This window comes from Labrenzia sp. 5N, from assembly GCF_012395805.1.
Lineage (GTDB): Bacteria > Pseudomonadota > Alphaproteobacteria > Rhizobiales > Stappiaceae > Roseibium > Roseibium algicola.
Genome location: NZ_JAAZTM010000020.1, coordinates 577,000 through 596,957 on the forward strand (window position 1 = coordinate 577,000; position 19,958 = coordinate 596,957).

The 19,958-nt window shown below is 57.3% G+C and carries 14 protein-coding genes; 5 read left to right on the plus strand and 9 right to left on the minus strand.

What is annotated here, in order from left to right:
* Nucleotides 1-12 precede the first annotated feature (12 nt).
* From HEP89_RS23260 to tssI, 9 genes are read right to left on the minus strand one after another with little or no spacing between them, the layout of a single operon-like run.
* A complete protein-coding gene (locus tag HEP89_RS23260; RefSeq protein ID WP_168693171.1) occupies nucleotides 13-1,992 on the minus strand; it encodes a serine/threonine-protein kinase in 1,980 nt (659 codons plus the stop codon).
* Nucleotides 1,992-2,756, minus strand: coding sequence for a PP2C family serine/threonine-protein phosphatase (locus HEP89_RS23265; RefSeq protein WP_077292979.1), 765 nt, complete (start codon nucleotides 2,754-2,756; stop codon nucleotides 1,992-1,994). Before HEP89_RS23265 ends, HEP89_RS23260 begins: the two co-directional genes overlap by 1 nt.
* Nucleotides 2,753-3,427 (minus strand): type VI secretion system-associated protein TagF, encoded by a 675-nt coding sequence (gene tagF, locus HEP89_RS23270; RefSeq protein ID WP_168693172.1) that lies wholly within the window; start codon nucleotides 3,425-3,427, stop codon nucleotides 2,753-2,755. The genes HEP89_RS23265 and tagF overlap by 4 nt, the downstream gene beginning before the upstream one ends.
* 1 nt (nucleotide 3,428) lies before the next feature.
* Nucleotides 3,429-7,082, minus strand: a complete 3,654-nt coding sequence (gene tssM / locus HEP89_RS23275; protein WP_055654010.1) for a type VI secretion system membrane subunit TssM — start codon at nucleotides 7,080-7,082, stop codon at nucleotides 3,429-3,431.
* A gap of 33 nt (nucleotides 7,083-7,115) precedes the next feature.
* A complete protein-coding gene (gene icmH, locus HEP89_RS23280; RefSeq protein WP_168693173.1) occupies nucleotides 7,116-8,735 on the minus strand; it encodes a type IVB secretion system protein IcmH/DotU in 1,620 nt (539 codons plus the stop codon).
* Nucleotides 8,735-10,069: a type VI secretion system baseplate subunit TssK gene (gene tssK / locus HEP89_RS23285; protein WP_168693174.1), complete on the minus strand. Its 1,335-nt coding sequence runs from the start codon at nucleotides 10,067-10,069 to the stop codon at nucleotides 8,735-8,737. Before tssK ends, icmH begins: the two co-directional genes overlap by 1 nt.
* A 58-nt stretch (nucleotides 10,070-10,127) precedes the next feature.
* Nucleotides 10,128-11,846, minus strand: a complete 1,719-nt coding sequence (gene tagH / locus HEP89_RS23290) for a type VI secretion system-associated FHA domain protein TagH (protein ID WP_168693175.1) — start codon at nucleotides 11,844-11,846, stop codon at nucleotides 10,128-10,130.
* Between the two features lie 21 nt (nucleotides 11,847-11,867).
* Entirely contained in the window at nucleotides 11,868-12,464 is a 597-nt protein-coding gene (locus HEP89_RS23295) for a hypothetical protein (protein WP_156912495.1), read from the minus strand.
* A 51-nt stretch (nucleotides 12,465-12,515) separates the two neighbouring features.
* Nucleotides 12,516-14,342 carry a type VI secretion system tip protein TssI/VgrG gene (tssI, locus tag HEP89_RS23300; RefSeq protein WP_168693176.1) on the minus strand — a complete coding sequence of 609 codons (1,827 nt, stop codon included), beginning with the start codon at nucleotides 14,340-14,342 and terminating at the stop codon, nucleotides 12,516-12,518.
* Between the two features lie 397 nt (nucleotides 14,343-14,739).
* Between tssI and HEP89_RS23305 the strand changes: the two genes are divergently transcribed.
* The 5 genes from HEP89_RS23305 (at nucleotide 14,740) to HEP89_RS23325 (ending at nucleotide 19,883) form a co-directional block, all read left to right on the plus strand.
* Nucleotides 14,740-15,444, plus strand: a complete 705-nt coding sequence (locus HEP89_RS23305) for an OmpA family protein (RefSeq protein ID WP_168686947.1) — start codon at nucleotides 14,740-14,742, stop codon at nucleotides 15,442-15,444.
* A gap of 116 nt (nucleotides 15,445-15,560) precedes the next feature.
* Nucleotides 15,561-16,844, plus strand: coding sequence for a type VI secretion system ImpA family N-terminal domain-containing protein (locus HEP89_RS23310; RefSeq protein ID WP_168693177.1), 1,284 nt, complete (start codon nucleotides 15,561-15,563; stop codon nucleotides 16,842-16,844).
* Nucleotides 16,845-17,114: 270 nt separating this feature from the next.
* A complete protein-coding gene (gene tssB / locus HEP89_RS23315) occupies nucleotides 17,115-17,669 on the plus strand; it encodes a type VI secretion system contractile sheath small subunit (RefSeq protein ID WP_022999366.1) in 555 nt (184 codons plus the stop codon).
* Nucleotides 17,670-19,193, plus strand: coding sequence for a type VI secretion system contractile sheath large subunit (gene tssC, locus HEP89_RS23320; RefSeq protein ID WP_022999367.1), 1,524 nt, complete (start codon nucleotides 17,670-17,672; stop codon nucleotides 19,191-19,193). It begins immediately after the preceding gene.
* A gap of 204 nt (nucleotides 19,194-19,397) precedes the next feature.
* On the plus strand, nucleotides 19,398-19,883 hold the full coding sequence (locus HEP89_RS23325) for a type VI secretion system tube protein Hcp (protein WP_022999368.1): 486 nt from the start codon (nucleotides 19,398-19,400) through the stop codon (nucleotides 19,881-19,883).
* Nucleotides 19,884-19,958 lie beyond the last annotated feature (75 nt).

Sequence of the window (19,958 nt, forward strand, 5' to 3'; positions counted from 1 at the left end):
GTCTCTTCCCGGTCAGGGCACCACTTTGACCGTGGTTGCCGTTGCCCGCAAGACCGGACCATCCTGCATCAGCTTTTCGAAATAGTCTTCCGGATCGTTTTCGCGGCGCTCAGAAAGCGTCTTGGTTATATCAGGGCCGACCATGGCAATGATCAGGCCGGTTTCTTCAGTAGACGTTTTCAAGGTCAGCGGCACAACGAAACCGGCACCCCGGTCGTCTGTCTGCAGATATGGGGACAGATTGACCGTCTCCCCCTTGCTGTTGACGAATATAAGCCCGAGCCCGCCCGTTGATGGTTCATAACCGGAAATGCGTCCGGCCATGTTGCTGCCGTTCGGCACGACCGTTCGCTGCATGTCGAGACGCAATTCGGTCTTGGCGTTTCCCTGTGGTGTTCCTCTCAGAAAAGCTATCGCCGGACATTGCGCATCGCTCACAAGGTTGACCTGGATCTTCGCTTCAAACCCCTGAGACTGGGTGAAGTCGCTGTCGAAACTGATGAATGGCGGCGTCCTGGAAGCAAATCCCTCAATCTCTGCGGAACGGCTCGCGATCTCTATCGGCTGCAGATACATGCAATCGCCCGCCTGATAACTGCTCACGAAATTCCGGATCCGGTCTTCGGGGGTCACGTTTTCAGGCGTCTCTTGCGGATCGGTTGCCACCGGTGGCCGGGTAACGGTTTCGGTCGGTTCCGGTTTCGTGTCGACGGTCTCCTCTGGAGGCGTGGTCGGAATTGTCGGCACGGTGTTGTCCGGCGTCGTGGGCGCCTGCGTTTCCGGCGTTTGTGTTGAAGGCGACTGAAGTGCAGTTGTTTGGGTTTTAGTTGGCTGCTGGGACACTGGTTGCTGCGTTGCCGGTTGCTGGGTCGCTGGCGTCTGCGTTTGTTGTGTCACATTCGTCTGCTGCGACGGTGCGTCCGGCGCATTCGGTCGTGGCGGTGCTACGAGCACAGGTTTCTGGTCCTGCTCGGGCACGGATTGACCGACCAGGAAATAGACACCCCCGGCACCGACACCGGCGAAACCGAGCAGCGACAAGGCGACCAGAATGCGCTTGCCCCAGTTTGCCTGAGGCGGCGGTTGATCCAGTGCGGATTGTTCCGGCGGTGGCGCAGAAGATGGCCGAATGATCGTGCGGTCCTGGTCCTGCCGCCCCATCGGAGCACCTAGCGTCCAGTCCGCAATTTCCTTCATGCTGGCCGGACGGTTTGCCGGGTCGGGCTGTAACATGGCCTCCAGCAACGGACGGAAACGATTGTCGATACCTTCCAAGGGAGGCGTCTGCCGTCGTTTGTCGACGATCTGCACCTGCGTGCCGCCCATGTCGATCTGTTTGCCGGTCAGGGCTTCCGCAATGACCAGGCCAAGCGAATAGATGTCGCTGCGCGCAGTCACCTTGGCATCGAAAATGCCGACTTGTTCTGGCGAAACATAATTGACCTTGCCTGCAAAGCCGTCACCGATAATGGTCGGCCCGCCCGTGTTTGCCCGCGAAATACCAAAATCGATGATTTTGGCCTGCGCGACATCTCCGTTCTGGAGAATGACGTTGTCCGGCGAAAGATCCCGGTGGATCACTTCCCGGTCGTGAACCGCCTGCAGGGCTTCAGCCAGACGCTTGATCAACCGTGCCACCGCCTCCGGTTCCAGCGGACCGGATTCAAGGCGCGTGCTCAATGACGGGCCACTGACGAACTCCATCGCCAGGTAATAAATCCCGAGCGTAGGTTCTTTCGCGAACACGTAGTACTGGGTCAGTGCGTCGTGTTTGAGTTTGCGAAGGATCTTTGCTTCCCGCTTGAACAGATCCAGGATCATCGGGTCGCGCGAGAAGGTCGCGAGAAGGACCTTGACGGCAACCGGATCCCCGCTTTCCACGTCCCTTGCCTTGTAAACCGTCCCGATACCGCCATCGGCAATATGTTCTTCAATCTCATAGAGATTGTTGAGCCGGGTTCCGGCTGGTAGCAGGTGGGCACCAACGTTCATCAGTTGCGAACTCCTTCGCGCGCAGACATTGCATCGATATCGACAATCACGACAGTCACGTTATCCGAGCCGCCCTCTTCGAGCGCTCCATTGATAAGACATTGTGCCGTCGGCTTCGGCGCGCCGTTCATCAGGAAAGTACCAATCACACTATCGTCCAGATGTCCGGTCAAGCCATCCGAACACAGAAGAAACCGATCGCCCTGACGCAGATTTCCGGAAACCAGTTCAAGTTCAAGCTCGATCCCGGATCCGATCGCCCTGGTGATGACATGCCTGCGGGCGAACGTCCTTGCTTCTTCAGGCGTCAGCACGTTCTGGTCCACCAGTTCCTGCGCCTCGGTATGATCTGTCGTCAATTGTTCAAGACGGCCATTGCGCAGACGGTAGACACGGCTGTCGCCTGCCCAAAGGCACGCAAAGTTCGATCCGGAAATCAGAAGCGCGGCAATCGTCGTGCCCATGGCAGCTCCGTTCGCCTTGGCTGCGGCCTGTTCGATCCGGTCCTTTGCGGTAATCAACCTGCTTTCGAACTGCTCCAGAAGGTCTTCCGCACTGCGCGGTTGCGCGATACTGGCAAGAGCCTCACGCACGAGACTGGACGCCATCGCACCGTCATGCATGCCTCCCGCTCCGTCCATCACTGCGAAAACGCCCTTGCTCTCGTCAACGTAGAACGTGTCCTCATTGTGCTGCCGAACCCGGCCAACATGGGTCAGTCCAATCGCAAAGCCACGCATAGAGGCTTCCATTTGTTCGATCATGTTCGATGATCCTCCGGATGAAATCGCCCATGACTATTCCCTGCCACGTCCTGTCGAGCTTCCGAACCGGCGAAGGTTTCCGGGAGCAGCAGCCATTGAAAGGCGCTTGCGTCCGGCAGGCCTGCACACGAAAACTCAAAACCCAATTCTCCTGCACGGCACCAGAATTCGGATGACAGAACATCCGTTCCTGGCATCGTCGATAATTCGGCATCCCTGCCCTTCTTACCGCTTGCCTCCACCGCAAGTGGCGTTTCCAGACCTGCGACAGCCTGTTGAAAGTCTTCCAGGCTGGCATCTTCCTGCAAGGTGTCGCGCAAAATAACCTCGGCACGGTCGTACCAGGTCTCTTCCGGCCGACCATTCTGCTTTTCCAGTCGGATGTCGCAGACAAGTGTCAATGGAAAGGTCCGGCCGACCTTGTCGACATTTGGCATGAAAGCACCGGCGACGGCCTGAACAGGTTCGTCGCCCTCTGAAGTGTGCAATAGCCAGAATCGCCACACCGGCATTGTCATGAAGGCTTCCTCCCACCCCGCGCCCAGATCCAGACGGGATTGAGCCAGTCCGGTCATCAGGAAGGCCTCCCAGCTTTTCAGAAAGCCGGCAGGGCACTGCCCGATGACAAAATCCGCTCGTGCCGGCAGTTTGCCGAAATAACCGGTTCCCATTCTAGAAGCTCGTAGGGCAACTGAAATCGCCGACTGCAGACAGGAAGAACGGGTTCGGATTCGTTCTCAGTGTCACCGTGAAGGCAACCTGTCTGCCGCCGAGCGTTTCGCGCACGACGAACTTGTTCTGTCCGGAACTGACCCTGTTATCGCGAACGAAGCGATAGAAGGCCCAATCTCCATGGATTTCACGACGAGATCTGTAGCCAGGCACTTCAGGCTGAATCACCAGTACAACGCGCGGAGTAGCCGTGTTGCTGGGCCAATCAAAGTTGGCCGGCAACGGTTCGATTTCCGCATTGAAGCCGGGACCACGCGTCACCAGTACGAGATTGCCGTTCACTTCCAGGCTGGCCGCGTCAGCCTGCTGAGACAGGGCGCGCGGAACCACCTGAAGTCCGACGGACGGAAACGCGTTTCCTGTCGGGAAGAAGGCCTGCTTGATCAGGTCTGCACGTTCGAACTGCCGAAGCGTTGCGTTCGACAGACGGTCCGCCTGAGACACTTCAGGCTTCCAGTTCCAGGGGCGCGTCGAGGTATCGACTAGCGGCTTCAGGTTTTCATCGAAAAACCGCTGCATGATTCCCGTCGGTGCGAACAGTTTGGCAAATTCCGTCATCGGCACTTCGGAGCGACCGTTTTCAAACGGATAGTTCCGGGCGACGATCCTGCGGCATTCACCAACAACCTGGGTGCTCAGCTTCTCGTTCAGCTGCGTGATCGAGGTTTCCTTGAACTCCTCGTCAAATTCCTTCGCAGCCTGGATAATCAGTTTATCGAAAGGCGGCGGGAAACGCGTCGCGTTGCTTCTCAGCAGAGACGCCTGAATTTGCACGTTGGAATTTGCAGTTTCGCTCTGCAGCGGGTTGTTGGCCACGATCAGAAGGTTGTCGAGGATGTTCTTGAAGTTCAGCAGCAAGGCATCGATCTTGCGGCTGTTCTCGCCTTCCACCAGTACATGGTAAGGACGGAAGTGATCTTCGATCGCCTTGCCCGGAATAATGGTTGGACCTCCACCACCAGCTGCAGTTCCAAGCGCGTTGGACAAACCTCCCGGTGCGATTGCCTGAAGTCCGGCTTCAAGGCCGATACGTTTCAATCCACCAGACGAATCCAGCACGTAGCGCTGGAAGATCTTCTGTGCAGCGTCAGTGCCGGCATCTTGCGCGTTGCCGCCTGTCAGGTTTCCGGCAAGGCCTTCACTCGACAGATCCTGGGTGAGCAGGGTTTCGCGCCGAATGCTCTCAAGAAGCTGCACGACGGGTGATGTTGGTGCCGAGACGGCCTGAAGCGTCGTGTAAAGCGGCTTGTCGTTGCGCATCGACTTGAATTTCAAGTTGCCGAGCGCCTCTTCCCAGGCTTCGATGAAATCCTTGGTGTAAAGCGCCAGGATCTCGCCGGGAAGCGACTGATATTGGTCGGAAAAGGCATCGGCTTCGCCGACATCCCCAAACACCCACTTGTCCCGTTCCAGTTCTTCACGAATGCCGGCAAGGTTCGGCAGAACGGAAAGGTGGAAGCCCGGATAGGTGAAGAACTTGTCGACCGCGACCGTGTCCAACGTGTCGCCATTCTCCGTTTCGAAAACGGTTTCCATGTCGGAGCCGCCACGTTGTTCCGCAATCCAGTCTTCGCTGGCAAGACCCTTGGCACGAGACTTGAGAAGTGCATACCCACGCTCGGCGAGGCTGACACGTCCGAGCTCTCGCTGGACCTCGGCAACCAGAATGCCGTCCAGCTGATCGGTCAGGACATTGCCACCGAAATCGAGATCGAGCATCGCGGCAACGTGGTTGTTGAGCTCGTTGCGCAAGATCTCGCCCTGAGGTCCAGGGAAGCTTTGCAGGAAGTCGGCACGGAACGAATTCTTGATCTGCTCCTTGTCGATCTCGGGCGCATCACCCGCCACCATGCGGTACAGCTTTGCCAGATTGTAGAGCGTATCGACGTCCTGTCCGCCCGGACCGGTGCGATTGTCAAGCACTTCGGTCATCTGCTCTTCGATCCTCAAGAGCAAACGCGGTCGCAACAACCTTTCAAGACCACTTCTGTAGGACGTCACGCCAGCTGCTTCCAGACGGTCGCGCTGGCTGAGGCCGAACTGTTCCATGACAGGCGTTGGCGTATCGCGGCTGTCGTAGCCGGCCGGCAAGCTCCGCAACATCGACAGGATATAGGCTGTATCCGCCAGATTGTCGTCGCGTACAACCCGCTCCGCCAGAACGGTTTCGCCGTTTACGCGCACCGTGTCCACAGCCTTGGCGGTTTCGTCAATCAAGGCCTTGTTGTTGAGATAACTGATCCCCCACAAGCTGCCGAGGCCCAGGGTCACGAGGGCAATGGCTGCGTAAGCCGCAATGCGGGTTGCGGTCGCAACTCTGACGGCCTGCCGGTTATGGGTTACCCAGCCGGCTTCTCCGATAATCACCTTGGAAAGAAGATCACGCAGGAAGTAGCTCTTGCCCTGACCGGATAGAGCGGCCGCCTGATAGGCTGTCCCGAAGGCCTGGCTCATTGAGCCGATGACCCTGTCGATGGCCGTGCCTTTTTGGGTGCCGGAGGTAAAATAGAAACCGCGCAGAACAGCATTCGGATAATACCGGCTCGGTTCGAAAATCGCATTGAGGAAACCGGTCAGACGGTCCTTTAGAGCAGCGACCTGTGTCGGGAAGCCATAGAGCATCAGCCGGGCGCGCGGATCCGGTTCTTCCTGAAGACGGTCCGCCATCTCCTCGTTGAGACGCTCCACCAGAAGATCAAACTCGGCGGGCGCTTCCGACACCATGTTCTTTGTTTTTTCGCGGGTCTGGAAGGTCGCTCCCCAGACCAGGTTGCGACGGGTTTCGGGATAGGAGCCGAAAAACTCCATGAAGCCCGCAACCGTGTCGGCCTTGGTGAAGATCACATAGACCGGGAAATCGATTTTCAAGGTCTTGTAAAGTTCGATCAAGCGCGTGCGGATCGCATCGGAATGCTGTTTCAACTCATCGTCAGACAGCGTCATCAGGTCTTCAAGACTGATCGACACCATAACGCCGTTGATTGGCTGACGCGGACGGGCCTTGCGCAGAATATTGAGGAACCCGTGCCAGGCTTCGCGGTCATGCTCTTCGTCGGAATCCTGCGTGGTGTAACGCCCTGCCGTATCGATCAGTACAGCCGTTTCAGCAAACCACCAGTCGCAATACCGGGTTCCGCCGAGGCCCTCCAGCTTCTGGGCCTCTCCCTTTGCGCGCGAGCCGGCAAACTTCAAACCGGAGTGCATCAAAGCCGTGGTCTTGCCGGCGCCCGGAGGGCCGATCATCAGGTACCAGGGCAAGTCGTAAAGATAGGTGCGCGCGTTTCCGCTGGACGTCTTGAGCGTCTTCAGAGCGTCCTTCATGCGCTCCGACATGATCTGCAAGTCGGCATCACTTGCCTTGGGTTGCAGGATCTCACTCTCGAGTTCCCGGTTGGCCTTGACGCGCTTGTAGATCCGGTAGCCGGTCCAGCCGCCAACGGTCAGAAGGACAAGCGCAACCAGCGACAACCTTACCCAGAGAGGTTCGAAGGGCCTCACACCGGCGATCGACAGGAACGGCCCGCCAAACCAGATCAGACCGATCAGGGCGAGTATGCCGATGACGATTGCCGTTATTCCGAGCCAGAATTTCATAGATACAGCCTTGTTCTGCGGTTGCCCCGGATATCAGTTGTTGATCACCAGCCCTTTGGCCGGTGGCTTCAGGAAGACTTCCACACGTCTGTTGAGCGCCTTGCCTTCCCTGCTTGTATTGGGAGCGATCGGCTCGTCGGCGCCACGTCCTTCCACCTGCACCCGCCCTGGTGTCTGGAGGACTGATTCCATGACGGCAGCAACTGCCTTTGCCCTTTCAACGGACAGGTGCCAGTTGGTCGGGAACCGCGGATTATTGCGGATCGGGTCGCTGTCCGTATGGCCGACGACCAGAATTTCACCTTCCACCTGATCGAGGGTCTGGCTGACCTGCTCGACAAGAAGCTGGAATTCAGGGCGCAGCGTGGCAGCTGCGACGTCGAACTGCGCGCGCATGCGCAACATGATCGCCGGTCCCGCCTGCGAAATTTCCAGGCCATCGATACCTGCCAGCTGTGCGGAGACAGTATCGATTGCCGCATCTTCCGGCGGTGGTGGCGCGGGTGGCGGTTTGGGTTGGTAGCCCTCGCGCGCCAGTTCAATCGGGCCCGACGGGTAAAGCGCACTTGCGCGTCCAGCGACAACTTCGCTTCCGCTCGACAGAAGAAGCATCAAGGTGACGTAGCCCCCAAGAAGCAATGCGCCTGCAACGGCCGCGACCGACCAGATCGGTACCGAGAACCCTGCCCGCTTTTGCAGGAGTTCCAGGCCACGCCAATGGGGAGAGAGATCGTCTCCAGGCCGCGGGCGAACACGACGCAGAATTTCATGCAGGTCGCGTCGTTCGCGCTCCAGGCCCTGCTGGCCACCCTGGATCGCACGGTACTTGCCGTAAAAGCCGAGTGACAGACAGGAATGCATGACCTCCAGAACACCGTAGTTACGACCGGGATCCTGCTTTGCCTTTTCCAATAGCTGATAGAACTCGACACCGCCGGTTGCCTGACCGAAGAACTGGGTCAGCATTGAATATTGCGTCCATTGGTGGCGTCCGGCAGATGGCAGATTCTGAACAATATCGTCTGATGTCGCACAGAGCGCATAGGCGGCGGAACGGATCTGGTCGTCCGTGATTCCGGCGCTCCGCAATTCTTTCTCGAACGTCTTGATGGCGCTATAGACATCGCGCATCAACTGGTCGAACTGGGCGTCCGTCATTGTCAGGTGAAGCCGGCCCAGAAGCAGAAGCAGCGGGGCAGCCGCACGGGAAATCGGATTTCGATTGGCAACGCGGATCTGGTTGATGTCCGGCATATGCGCCAGTTTACCGGCCCCTTGTGCAGGTGCGGCCGCCGGCTGTGGCGCAGCGCCTTGCGGTGCCTGGTAACCGCCTGGCGGGGTTCTGAGATCCGGTGCCTGCTGCTGGCCATACTCGTACCCGGCTGGCGTCGGAGCGTAAGGATCACGTCCTCCGCCGCCTCCCCCGCTTTGCCACGGGTCCGAGCCACCGGAAGGCGGATTGTGTGGCGGAGGCGGAGCTGCGTGTCCAGGAGGCGCCTGACCGGGAACCTGTTGTGGTGGCGGCGCAGGTTGCTGAGGCGGCTGCCCGGGTTGTCCTGGCTGGCCTTCGCTCCATCGCCCGCCCGGATTGGGCATTACAATTGTCTTTCCCTTGCGTTTGGAAACACCAAAGGGATCGTCATTGTCCGACATCAGCGGCCCTCCCGGACGGCATAGAACTCAAGCTGCAGATCCGGCCAGTTGCCGGAGAATTGCAGCCCGATCGCCGAGTCCTGGCTAAATTCGCGCCAAAGCGGGGTCGTCTTGTCCAGCCGGAAATAGACCCGGTCCGTGAGAGCCCGGATCTGTGCCGGTGGTACCGGCATGTGGATCAGCGGAATACCCGGCAGGTTGGAATAGACGATCTGGCGCATCTGACCGAAGGGACCAACCTTGAAGAGCCTTGGAAACTCGTTCTGAATTTCCGTCAAAGGCCTGCGGGCAGACACTTCGATGACAAAGCCCGCCTGCGAGAACAGGTTGCGATCGACAATGGTCGACTTGAACGCATTCGGCGCCAGCTGTTCCAGAGGCAAGCGGATTGCCCGCCGGTCGTAGCCGGCCGACAGGAATGCCTGTATGTCGGCCAGGACCGGCTTGAAGATATCATGCAGCTTGTCGTGGTCATAAACAGGATAGTTGCGCGCTCGGCGCTCTTCCGTTGCGAACGTTGCAAGCTCCCCCGCCAGCTGCAGGAACAGTATGTACAGCCGCTCCGGATGCACATAAGCAGATTTGCGCAGGTGCATCAGCAAAGGATAAGTGCGGTTGAGCAGCTGCAACGTCAGATAATCGAAATTCTGCAGTCCGCCCCCGGCGGACGTATCGGCGGCGTAACGCGCCAGTTCGCTCAGTTTGCGTTCCACCCAGCCAATGACGGAGTCAATCCAGCCGGTGACGACCGGATGCACATGACAGGCAAGTACCGGCGGCGCAAAGGAACCATCGGTTATGACGATGCGATCCTTGATTTCCGTGATGCGGGCGACCGGCAGGCAGACCTGACCGGGATGGGGTGTCGAGCGAATCGAATACTGCAGGCGCGGATGCGCAACATCGATCTCCTCCTCCTGGCGGATGGTGGAGGTGGAATCGATGATCGTCTCCCTGCCCTGAATATATCTCGTGGCGGCATCGTCGCGGCCATTGGCGACTTCCACTGCATTGACGGTCGTCTCGGGAATTCCCAGCCAGACGATTTGTCCTGCCGCGTCCTCCGGAACGTCGATTGCAGGCGGCGGCGTGCCGTCGGCCGGGAAGTTGAACACCGTTCCGTCGGAGAATATGCCTCGGCCATAACGAAGCGCGAACCGGCATTGCTGGCCTACGTCCTGATCTATTTCCAGCTCGGAAAAGCCCCAGGGATAGGGAGAGGCAAAACGGACCCGTTCGTCCAGCATGTGTTCCGCGTACCGGTCGCTCTGCTGGAGATGATGAGGCCGCAGAAACAAGCCTTCGGTCCATGCAACCTTGCTATACCACGACATAAAGGTACTGCTCCCTTAACACTTTCGCGCCTTCGCGCTCTTAAAACTGGCAAAGGTCTTAATTCATCAGTCCGGAGCTCTGCTCCGGATCGTCACTGCTCAATTCTTCATAACCTTCGGTAAAGTATTGCGTGAAAAGCCCGACCACGCCATCGTCGTACGAACCGGACAAGGAACTCCAGCGTTCCTGAATCCGCTCCCATAGCTTGGCCTTCTGGTTACCGAATGTACTCTTGGCGACCTGGCCTTCTGCTTCGATCGCCTTGGGGGAAAGCTTTTCTTCAAATCTTCCTGCAGCCTTCTGCATGGCTGCATAGGTCCAGACATGATGTTTCTGGATGTCCTTGAAAGCAGCCTGCATGGCCTTTGAAATCGGCAAATACCCGTTTTCTTCCGCTCCTGGAGCCAGCATCGTCTGCAATGCCATTTGCGGTGTTGGCGAAAACTTCAGGGCATTGTTCCCGCTGCGCATGATAAGCGTGCGGTTGGCGTTCCGGGTCATGGCTTTCACCTGACTGCGTGCCTGCAAAAGACCCATCAAGTCGCCGGTGATGCCTTGCAATATGGCCCCGACTTCCCGGGCAAATTCTTCTGGATCGCGGCCAGCCAGCGTTGCAGCCGGGATACCGGCTCCTTCGGCGAAGGCCTTGATAAAATCGACATCGCCTGCCGGAATATTAGCCGGCTTAACATCACCCTTAGCAACCGCCACTGTGTCTGCCTTCGCTGGTTCTTGCGGGGTAACAACAGGCATGGCCGCAGGTGCAGATTGCGCCACTGGAGCCGGTTGTTCAGGCTGTGGTTCCTGGACAATTGCCGGCTGTGTTTCCTCAGCCTCTGGCGCACTCCAGACAGGCGCTTCGGGAAACGGCGACGCTGTGGGCTCTCCTGCAGGTGGCGGAGCAGATTCGGCCGCCGGTTGCTGGGTTGGTGCCTCTGGTTGAAGATCCGGCATCTGGAAAAGCGGCTCAGCACTTTCCTGCGCCGGGGTTTCAGACAGCGCCGGAAACGGAGATTGCGCTTCAGGTGCCGGAAAGCCGAAATGCGGCTCTGCGGGCGCGGCTCCGGCAGATTGAAGATGCGGTTGCTGGGCAAGATGATCGAGCGGATCCGCCTGGGCCGGTCGAGGGGCTTCGCGTTCGCCGATGTGCGCATTCGGATCGTACAGCGAAGGATCCGCCGTGCCCCAGCCGTGTCCTTGCTGGCTCCAGACATCATCTGCCGGCGTGCCTATGCCTGGATTGGAGGAAGGCGGAGCGTGTCGCCCTTCCATGCCCGCTCCCGGTGTAGCCCAGGGCCCACCCTGATTTTCCATTGGATAGTGACCGGGTGCCGCGCCCGCCGGACCAGGCCCCGTAGGCCAGGAGGAGCCACCGGGTGTAGACGAGGTTTGCGGTGCGTCCCAGGGCTGAGGAGCAGCGGCGGCGACTGGTGCTGCGGACATGGCTGGCTGCCCGGATCCGGCTTCCAGCGATACGACGATGATGTAATCGCCAATCATCAGCCGATCGCCGGAGCGCAGCACATGTGCCTTGTCCATGCGGGTCTGGCTGCCATTAAGGAAAGTGCCGTTTGTCGAATAGTCGTAAAGAACGAAATTCCCGCTTTCAAAGCGCACTTCGCAATGTTTACCGGAAATCATCCGCTGGGGATCGGGCAGACTCCAGTCCAGATGTTCGTGCCGACCAATGTCGAAGCCTCGGTCGGCACAGCTGTAGGACAGCTGACCGCCGGTCTCCAACCGGTCAACATTTTCAATCTGGAGCGTTATGCGCATTCCCACGTTTCCTCTTTGCGCTTAGGAAAAGGCTGACGAAGAGCTGCTGACGGTCACCGCGGGCATCGCCCCACCTCCGGCGAAGGACAGCCCGGCAGACAGGCAAGATTTCAGGGCCTCATCCCGTTTGGCAGGCTCAAGTGTTCCAAGCGCAATCAACACAGCTGTATTTACGGCCTTGGCCGTCAGGTCGTCCGGCATGTCCACCCGGTGCTCGGGGCTCGGCGAGAGGGATCCGCCAGACCAGCCTGCAGCAAGACCGATCCAGACGGACGCGCTATCCTTCTTGGCGGCCTCAGCCGCCGCGTGAACCGCAACACGGGCATCTTCATCCCCCTCGCGGACCCAGGTCTCGCTGAGTTTAAGAACCTGCCGGTCATCCTCGTTCTTGGCCTGATCCAGACCGGCAACGCAGTTCATGCCCCACCAGACCGATTCCCGTTTCGGCAGGATATGAGCGAAATAGGCGATCGCCGACAGCGGTGCCTCGCTTTTCTGCAATTCCAGAGTATAGGCGTCCGGAGCGATATCCGTGGCCGGTTCGCTTACCGTTTCCGACAACTCCGGAAAAGTTTCAAATACCTGTCTAGCCTTTGTAAAGCGGATACGTGATCCCATCTGCTCTACTCCGTTTTTTCTCTTGGCCGCATTCGTTCAAGAACCGCAGCATCAATTGATCAGTACAAGGCCGCCCTTGAGTTTCAGCAACGCACTGCCTGTCACATTGGTCATTGTACCCTTGGCGTTGAGCATGCCCGAAGCCACGATATCGATTTTCACCGACTCGATCTTGATCGAGGCAGGCGTCATGGTGATTTTGCTGGCGCCGCAAATAAACTCGATCTTCGCTCCGGCAGTTACCTTCCAGTTCATGCCGATATCTTCAGTCGTGTTTCGGCCAACCGATTCCGTTCGGTCAACGTCGATCTGGGTCTCGCGGCAGTTTTTTACATGCAGCATTTCGTTATTCTCGATAACGGTCTCCATGTCTTTTTGGGCATGAACCCCAACAAGCTCATTCCCTTTGGTGTCGTCGAGCACGAACTCGTTGTAACCGCCGCCGCCTACCGTTGAATCCGACTTGATGCCAGCTTTGTTTTTCTCGCCTGGCAAAGAGTAAGGCGGCATGTTTTCCGCATTGTAGACTGTGCCGACGATGATCGGTTGATCCGGATCGCCTTCCAGAAACTGAACAATCACTTCCTGGCCGACACGAGGGATATAGATGCCACCCCAGTTCTTGCCTGACCACACTTGCGCCACACGAACCCGCCGAGACGCTGTCTTGTCGCGGTCCCAGTGAAAGGCGACCAGGATCTGACCGTATTCGTCCACATCGATTTCGCCTTGCCCCACGACTTTTGCCGTTTGCGGGCCGGGTATTCGAGGTTTGCGGGTGATGGCCGGTGTGCGGAACGTTATACTGGAAGGCAGAACGTCATATGTCCCGGTATAGGCTTCTCCCTGGGCCCCACCACCACCGGAGCGATATGCCTCGGTGATGATCCGATGGCTTGCACGCACGATCAGGTGCTCCACGTTCTGCGGTTTGTGGGGATGGTTGAATAAGGTGAACAGCCCTCCTGCAAAGAACCGCGGCACTTCGCCGGCTGTTTCAATTCGCTTGTCCGCAGCCTGTTCGGCTTCCATACGAATCTTGCTGAAGGTGCTGCCCTTGTCTTTTTCAGTGTACCTTCCCGGATAGTCATAGTTTTCCAGAGACCCGGCCCGATATTTAGTACCTGCATCACGCTCTGCTTCCAGCAGCGCACTCGGTTTCTCGAAATCATAATCATTGACTGCAAACTTGCCGGTCCGAAACTTGCGCGTCGGAATCCAATGGTAAAGATGCTCCTTATCCCTTTGACTGTCGCCGCCAAGAGCAATGTAGGGAATGGAGCTGTCACCAACGATCGGGCTGTAGGACGATTTGGCGTCCGCCAGAATCATGATGTGCTTGCCGTCCTTGTGCTCAAAGAAATAGGAAATTCCGAATTCTTCCATCAACCTGCAGCAGAAATCGTAATCCGATTCCCTGTACTGGACGCAGTAATGAATCGGATCATAGGATTCAGTCAGCTTGATCTGGAAATCGGCGAAGTCATGCTCATTCAGGACGTTCTGAATGATTTCAGGCGCGGACATGTCCTTGAAAATTCGACAATTTGAGTTCTTGGTTAGCAGCCAGAACCAGGGGCGTAGCGTCAATTTGTAGATGTAATAGGAATCGCGATAGCCCATCCATTTCGCATCTGTCAGAAGACCGTCGAAATGCCGCGTATCACCATTGTTGGTGACAACCTTCACCGTCATGGAAGTCGCTATGGCCTGGTCGAAATCCAGATCCTCTTTCTGACTCAGAACCTCAAGCCTGATCTCAAAATCTTCGCTGAGACCCTCGTCGCACTCGATGGTGACAACGGAAAGCTCATCCTTGCCAAAGACCGATGTCAGCTCGGCCATTCGGTTAGCTTGTTTAAGTTGTCCTACGGCCACGAAAGATCTCCTCGGAAATAACGCGGTTTTCTGCAAAAAGGCAGCCTGGCGGCTACCACGTTTCAGACACTAAGGCGTTTCCGGCAAAAATAGTGTGCTCAAGAACACACTTGATGCAAATACTTTGAACTTCAAACTCTTTTGTGAAGGAGGAGGCACTTGCCCCTTCCCCAAGTGCGGCTAAAAAACACCGCCTGCTGCTTTTAAATACCAACCCTGCTCACCGACGTCACCCCAACAGCTCTCCTCTTGCTTATTGCCGTTAAAACGACATACTGACATCAAATCGCACTTTAGTGACTTTCGCCACACTATTATTCTTATCCATATGGCACGATCCATTTCGAAGCCCAAAGCGACATCGCTTTTGAACACTCCACAAGGGAGGATTGAAATCGTGACCCCTACTGTATTTTCACTCGACCGGAACAATGCCGCTCGGACCGGCCTTCGCCGCGCTCTCCTGGCTGCTTCCGTTTCTCTCGCCATTGCCTTGCCGGCACTTGGAACCGCTCCGGCTTTTGCCCAGGACGCCACTTATTCGGCCGATGAAGTCAGCAAGCACTTCAAGCAGCTCAAAACGCGTTCACTGAAGCCGGCTGGCGGAACACGAGCTCTTTGTATCGGTACTCGCGACGAATGTAATCCGAACGCCAAACCGGAAGAAGGCGGTCAGGTCGCAGTCTCCCAGGACGGTGCAAAGACCGAAGGTGGTGAAACGGAACAGACCCTTGTGGTCGATCCGGAAACCAACGCCATCGACGCTGCCTTCAACCTGCTGGTTTCGTTCGAATATGCTTCGGCCAAGCTCAGCACGTCCGCACAGGCCAACCTTCGTGAGTTTGCCAAGGGCATCAATGATCCCGATCTGGCCAAAGCCACATTCGTGATCGAAGGCCATACCGACGGAATTGGCTCGACCAACTACAACCAGCGTCTTTCCGAAGACCGTGCGCAAGCGGTTACCCAGTATCTTGTCAACCTCGGCGTCAGCCGGGACCGCCTGAAAACTGTTGCCTACGGCGAATCCCGACCAAAGGTTGCTGATGTAAACGATCCGGCAAACCGCCGCGTTGAAAGCAAGCTGGTACTCGAGCAATAAAAATACACACACCAGACATGCCGGACCGGAGCTTTTCCCGGTCCGGGTCTCCTGAACAATAACCGGGACCGATCCCGGACATACCACCGGAATGCATACCGGGCTGGGGAGCACGAATGAATTTCGATCCGGAAACCTACGGCACTGAAGTAGCGCCGGGTGCTGGCTGCGGGCCGGACCTCTATGATACCGAACCCGCATTTGCCGCGCTTCTGGATTCGTGTGAGGAATTGCTGCCGGAGCGGTTCAGCGAATTCGACCGATCCGAGATCGACTTTACCGACCTCTTCAAGCAGATGGACGGCTTCCTGAAGCAGTCCAGAGACTTGAGACTGCTTGTCATTCTCGCGCAGTTCGGTCTGCTGAGCGGTCAAGTCCATACGTTTGCGAACTCGATTCGCATCATTCGCAAACTTTTGGAGAACCATTGGGACGACGTCCATCCAAGCGATGCCGACTTCGGCCACATGGAACGAATCGGAGCGCTCGAATCTCTCAACAACAGGCCCACGGTCGTTCTTCCGCTGGAAGCAGCGCCCCTGCTCAAGACCCGCCGGACAGGGCCCATCAGCTATCGCGCCATCCAGATTGCGGCTGGCGATGCCACGGCACGTCCGGATGAGCATACAATCTCGCTTGGTGCGATTGAGGCGGCACTGACATCGGGCGAACTCGAGCAGGACGCTATCGACGAGATCCTCAAGGACCTTGGAGACCTGCCGGACGAACTTCAGACCATAGCCGAGCTCTGCACCGAAAAGCTCAAGGAGAGCGGTGCAAAAGCAGCTCCTCCCAATTATGAGGCCTTGTCCACTCTCCTGAAGGAGATGAATGCGGAACTGAACAAGCGGCTCGGACGCCTCTCCCCTGAAGAGACGGAGGCCTCTTCGTCTGAAGATACTGCAGCAGAGGTAGCAGCAGCCGACACGTCGCAGGCGTCTCAGTCAGAAATCAAGAATGCCGCCCAGGCAAAACTGATTCTGGATGCTGTCGAAGACTATTTCGCCAGCCGCGAACCGTCGCATCCGGCGCTGTTTCTTGTGCGCGAGGCTCGCGGCCTCGTCGGCAAATCCTACCTGGATGCCTTGAAAATACTGATGCCGCGGCGGTTCGACGACGTAGCGCTGATTCTGGGTGCGAGCGGGTTACAGCTTTCCAACGATCGGCTGATCGACCTGAACGACGGTGGTGACCGGGAACTGGGCGAAATTGATGATTTCGCAGTGATGGTGATCGAAAGCCGAAGTGACGCCATGAAGGGTATTGCGGCGGTCAAGGGTTACTATTCTTCCAATGAACCCACCAGCCCGATCCCCCTTTTGCTGGACGAGGCGCAGAATATGAGTTCCGGTTCATTCACCGGTCTTCTCAACCTCTTCCTGAGGCCAGAGGAGGACTGATTCAACTGCCATTACAACCCCTATGTTACCTAGGGTTTTCAGCTTCTTACTTGACACCAATGGCCAACGGGTCCTCAATATTTCGAGAAAAAATAAACCATCGATCATGTGACCGTGATCACTTCCCGTTCCCCAGAAACGCAGTACATAGATATCAACGAAACGCAGCGCCGACCGAAGTACAGCAATTAGCAAACAAGAGTTGCGCGCTAGTATTTGACTAAAATTGACCTTTTTTCTTCTGGGTCATGAAAATGAAAGGCAAGTACAATGGCATCGAACAGCGGGCAAGGCTTTATCAAGCGCAACAGACCTCCGCGGGTCCACATTTTCTACGAAGATCCGTTTGACGCGGAACAGAAGGTGGAACTGCCATTTGTCATGGGCATCATGGCCGATCTTTCCGGCGACAACCCTGGCGTGGAAAAAGCCGATATCGATGACCGCAAGTTCCTCGACATCGACATGGACAACTTTTCCAAGCGCATGGAAGCAATTGAACCAGGCACCTCCTTCACCGTGAAGGACAAGCTGTCCGGCGAAGAAAATTCCAAAATGAGCGTCCAGCTACGTTTCAAGAGCATGGACGACTTCACCCCGGGACGTGTTGCCGAACAGGTTCCGGCACTCAAGAAGCTGCTCGATGCGCGCCGCAGCCTGGCTGCATTGCGCACCATGATGGACGGACGTGTCCAGGCGATCTCCCAGCTCGAGGAGCTGACCCGGGACCCGGCCCTGATGCAGGCACTTGCTCAGAAAATCGAAGCCGACAAGGCATCGTCCGCCGACAAGCAGGCAGACGGCGACGGCACGGAGGAGGCATAAATGAGCAGCACCGATACCAGCGCCCAGGCAAGTGGCGCAGCAGCCGGCGAAGTTGCCGTTGAGAAGAGCCCCGAGGAGTTCGCCTCGATCCTGAAACAGAATTTCCGGATCAAGAACGAAAACGATACGGCCAATCAGCTGGTTGACAACGCCATGTCGACCTTCCTTGCTGAAGCCCTGTCCGATCAGGCGCTTATCAAGGAAGACGTCTACGACACGATCGATGAGATGATCGCGAAGCTGGACGAAAAACTGACGGCTCAGGTGAACGAGATCATTCACGCCGAGGAGTTCCAGACACTTGAGAGTGCCTGGCGCGGGATCGATTACCTCGTGCACCAGTCTGAAACCGACGCATCGCTCAAGCTTCAGTTCCTGAACATCTCCAAGAAAGAACTTGCAGGAGTGTTCAAGAGCTACCGCGGCGCCAAGTGGGATCAGAGCCCGCTGTTCAAGCAGATCTATGAAGCCGAATTCGGCCAGCTGGGTGGTCAGCCCTACGGCTGTCTCGTGGGTGACTATGAATTCTCCTACGACCCGCAGGACATCACCGTGCTGCGCGGCATGGCAAAGATCGCCTCGGCAGCCCATGCACCGTTCCTGGCAGCGGCCAATCCGCAGCTGATGCAGATGGACAGCTGGACGGAACTGCCGGCCAAGCGTGATCTGTCCAAGATCTTCGATACGGAGATCCATGCCCAGTGGCGGACGCTGCGGGAATCCGAGGACTCCCGTTACCTTGGTCTGACAATGCCCCGCGTGCTGGCTCGCCAGCCCTACGGTGCGAAGTCCGACCCGGTGGAAGAATTCGCCTTCGAAGAAGAGTTCGGCGAAGACAGCCACGAGAATTACGCCTGGATGAGCTCGGCTTATGCCATGGCAACCAACGTCAACCGTGCCTACAAGGAATTCGGTTGGACTGTGCGCATCCGCGGCGTCGAAAGCGGTGGTCTGGTGGAAAACCTGCCAACCCACGTCTTTGAAACCGACGATGGCGGTGTGGACCAGAAGTGCCCTGCGGAAATCGCGATTTCCGACCGGCGCGAACACGAGATCTCCCGTCTGGGCCTGATCCCGCTGATCCACCGCAAGAATACGGACCAGGCAGCCTTCCTTGGAGCTCAGTCCGTCTTCAAACCGCGCCAGTTCTCCGGACCGGACGGCAAGGATGCAACGGCATCGGACAACCTGTCTGCCCGCCTGCCCTACATGTTCGCGACCACTCGTTTCGCCCACTACCTGAAAGTGATGGTGCGCAACAAGATCGGTTCGACCAAGGAATCGGCGCAGCTGCAGCGTTGGCTGAATGACTGGATCATGGACTACGTCGATGGTGATCCGGACAACTCGACCGAGGAAACCAAAGCGCGCAAGCCGCTGCGGGAAGCCAAGGTCACTATCGTGCCCGACGAGGAAAACCCCGGATATTACCGGGCCCAGTTCTTCCTTCGTCCGCACTATCAGCTGGAAGGCATGGACATCGGCATGAGCCTGGCGTCCCGCATTCCGCAAGACGGTAATTGATTTCACAAATTGCCGGCGGGGCGGCAGCCTGCCCCCCGGCATGCATCCCACGGGATGCAGCCCGGTTTTCCCGGGCGGAGGTACAAACAAGGTGCGCAAGCGCCTAGGGGTTTGGACCGCGAGGTCCGAGGTAGTTGTCAGGAATAGCAGAGTTTGAGCCAGGAACATTTACCTGGCCCTCAACAACCAAGAGGATCTATTAAAATGGCCGTCGATTTTTATCTGGAACTTGAAGGTATCAAAGGCGAAGCACAGGACAAGACCCATAAGGACAAGATTGACGTCCTTTCCTGGTCCTGGGGCGCTTCCCAGTCCGGCACCACCCACATGGGTTCGGGCTCCGGCTCCGGCAAGGCACACTTCCAGGATCTGAGCATCACCAAGTTCGTCGACAAATCCACCCCTGTGCTTCTGCAGCACGTGTCGACTGGCAAGCATATCACCAAAGGCACTCTCTTTGTTCGCAAGGCTGCCGGTGATAACCCGCTGGAATACATCAAGCTCGAAATGAAGGACATTATCGTGACCAACGTTTCGACCGGCGGCAGTGGCTCCGACGATCGCATCACGGAGAGCGTCACGCTGAACTTCGGTGAGTACAAGTACATCTACACCGAACAGAAGCCGGACGGCTCCAAGGGCGCAGCCCCCGAGTTTGCCTGGGACATTGCAGCAAACGAAAAGAAATAAGGCTTCGGCCTGCAGGGCTGCCGCGCTTCGGCGCGGCAGCCTTCTTTGGTTCAGACCGGCGATGCAGACTTTCAA